This is a genomic window from Variovorax sp. 01T439_2 (assembly GCF_056398445.1).
Genome location: NZ_JBFTPJ010001021.1, coordinates 1 through 2,745, shown reverse-complemented (window position 1 = coordinate 2,745; position 2,745 = coordinate 1). Strand labels below are relative to the sequence as shown.

Here is a 2,745-nt window from a genome sequence, read left to right as displayed (position 1 = left end):
AGATCGTATCGCGACGATGAAATATCGACTCATCGACTCCGGGCGGAATCCAACGGTTAGCCTTTATGCCACGATATCCAATATAAATTGGCGCATTGGCAATTTGCCTCAGATTCAACCGATAGCTAAACATCGAAAGCCACTCAAGCACTCTAGCCTTCCGCCCTTTTTCGAGAGAATAGTACTCTGGTTCGTAGGCCTGAACATAGTAATATTTTCTCGCCCCATTAATACCCGAGAATGCAACGGGGAATGTGGTTAGTGAGTGGTTGGCTAGAACAACGTCGTATCCAGAATCAATTTTTCTTAGCGCTCGCCACATTCCAAAATAGATGGACGCTGCATTTCCATGCGAGGAGAATCCATTTCTCCGAGTGTCTTCGTGGCGATCAGTTGATCGACCACGCTTGTCAAAGCGAAAAATTTTCGCTTGGGTCGGAAAATAGGGATCGGCCGATCTTTCGTCGACAAGGAAATCAACCTGATGACCATCCCTTAACCAATGGTTGGCCAATTCAGAAAGAACCCGGTAGCCACCAGCAGCACCAAAGCCAATTATGGGAATTAGTATTTTCATGAGCCAAGAAAGTCGATTTTTCCCAAAGTCATCGACACTCTCCTCTTTGCATTGGTGTTTTTTTAAGAATTTTCATGCATAAGCGACTAACGGGATTTTCCGATGCCGCCCCGATGCTTGCGAGCTGTGTCACAGCATAAATCGTCAACCCAAGAGCACCTACAGCGCCAGATATTGCTCCTGCGAATAAATTCCATTCAGCCAAGAGCTTCACGAGCACGCATAGCCCTAAAAGCGAACCCGATTTTTTCCAAATTCCCAATGACCACTGAAACCCGGTCTTTCGACGGGCGAGCCAGTACACCATAGGTAGGTAAATCAGATACATTCCGACAAATGCCATACCCGTGGCCTGAATTCCAAGCGCGCCCAACCCACACCAGCTTAAGAACACGAAAAAGCCGAATCCAATAGCTTCGGTAAGAAGAAATGCTCGCCCGTTCCCTGTGGCCAGAAGAACAAAGCCCAAAGGCCAACTGAGTACCTTAAGAAGATCTCCGATGATTTGCCAGCGCAGCACGCCTTGCGCCTCCTGAAAATCACCGGAATATAAGATTTCAATAACCCACGGCGCCAGACCCATCATCGCCAGCAGAACCGGCCCTCCCAGCAGCAGTGCAACCTCAGTTTGCTCATTCACCATGCGATTGGTGGAAATATCGTCGTTGATGCTTGCAGTCAAGCGAGGGTAATAATCCGTTCCCATGGCAGAAAGGACAAACCCCAAATAGGTCATGGAAATCTGCCAAGACGCCTGAAAATTCCCTAGGCCACCGGCTCCCAAGTTTTTCTGCACCAATATGCGAACTAATAACTGTGCAAGGGTGGCTAGCACCGCAGCAAGCATGAACGCGGCCCCTAATCCTGCCAACGTACGCCATTGCATAACTAGCAGTGACCAAGGCGTCGTTTGAGCGTGGATTTTGGGAAGCTTCCAAACAAAAAAGTAACCAACTAGGAGCGTACACAGCGGTGCACTCAACACAAAAGCCACTATGCCGGTTTGACCCCACCCAAGCAGCACGAAGATGCCGAGCATCGTCGACAATACGGCGGAGAAAATGCTCACGCGAGCGATGTCTGCAATTCGACGTAGCCCGTTAAGGAGTGCACCTTGCGAGCTAGCCCCCACAGTTAAAGCAACCCCGACTGCCAACCATTGAACCTGATCTGGTCCCAGCAAGACCGCGGCCACCTTTGTGCGAACCAAACCGATAAGAATATTCAGGACCGACGCCCCGCCGATAATGGCCGACGAGCGCAAGATCTGCCGATAAGACTTGCCGTCAGTCATCGGCCACGACACTGGCGCGAAGCGCAACAATCACTTCTTCCCCTTGCTTGGCGGACAAGTGTGGCCCCATGGGCAAGCTCAATACTTCCTCTGCCGACTGATTTGCAAGCGGAAACGCATTGATATGCCACCCCGCCGCCGCGTAAGCTTCTTGTCTGTGTGGCGGAATAGGATAGTGAATCAATGTGCCCACCTCCGCAGCCGCTAGGCGTTTAAGCAACGCATCACGCTTCGCATATCGGATCACGAACAGATGCCAAGCCGGATCAGCCCAATCCGGCACAAGGGGCAATACCAAGCCGATGCCCTTCAATCCCTCTAGATATTGCGCTGCTATTGACTTTCGCCGCGCGTTCCACTCATCCAGATGGGCTAGCTTGATCCGCAAAATAGCGGCTTGCAGAGGGTCCAGTCGGCTGTTGTAGCCCTGCACTTCATTCACGTACTTGACGCGCGACCCATAGTTGCGCAACACCCGCAACCGCTCGGCCAATTGCGCGTCGTTGGTGGTAATGGCGCCCCCATCACCCATGGCCCCCAAGTTCTTGCCCGGATAGAAGCTCCAAGCGACGGCATCACCGTGGCCGCCCAAGCGTTGACCCTTATATCGAGCACCGTGTGCTTGCGCGCCATCTTCCAAAATGCGGAGACCGTGACGCCGGGCAATGGAGAGAATCGGATCGAGATCGGCCGGTTGACCGTACAGGTGCACCGGCAAGATGACCCTGGTACGAGGCGTGATGGCTGCCTCGATCAGCTCCGGATCAATATTGTAGGTTCGTGCATTCGGTTCTACGGGCACCGGTGTGGCGCCGCACTGGCTTACGGCTAACCAAGTAGCAATGTAGGTATTGCTAGGCACGATGACCTCATC

At 52.4% G+C, this 2,745-nt stretch carries 3 protein-coding genes; all 3 read right to left on the bottom strand.

Annotated features, from left to right (window positions below; translation table 11 throughout):
* The coding region (locus tag AC1DOC_RS31315) for a hypothetical protein (protein ID WP_478131291.1) at positions 1-577 on the bottom strand (577 nt) is incomplete at its 3' end.
* Between the two features lie 28 nt (positions 578-605).
* Complete coding sequence (locus AC1DOC_RS31310; protein ID WP_478131290.1) at positions 606-1,871, bottom strand: oligosaccharide flippase family protein; 1,266 nt, start codon at positions 1,869-1,871, stop codon at positions 606-608.
* A partial coding sequence (locus AC1DOC_RS31305; RefSeq protein ID WP_478131289.1) for a DegT/DnrJ/EryC1/StrS family aminotransferase occupies positions 1,864-2,745 on the bottom strand: 882 nt, incomplete at its 5' end. The genes AC1DOC_RS31305 and AC1DOC_RS31310, both read right to left, overlap by 8 nt.

Bases quoted from the DNA above. Each gene is read 5' to 3' on its own strand.
- AC1DOC_RS31310 (WP_478131290.1), bottom strand. From the start codon at position 1,871: ATGACTGACGGCAAGTCTTATCGGCAGATCTTGCGCTCGTCGGCCATT.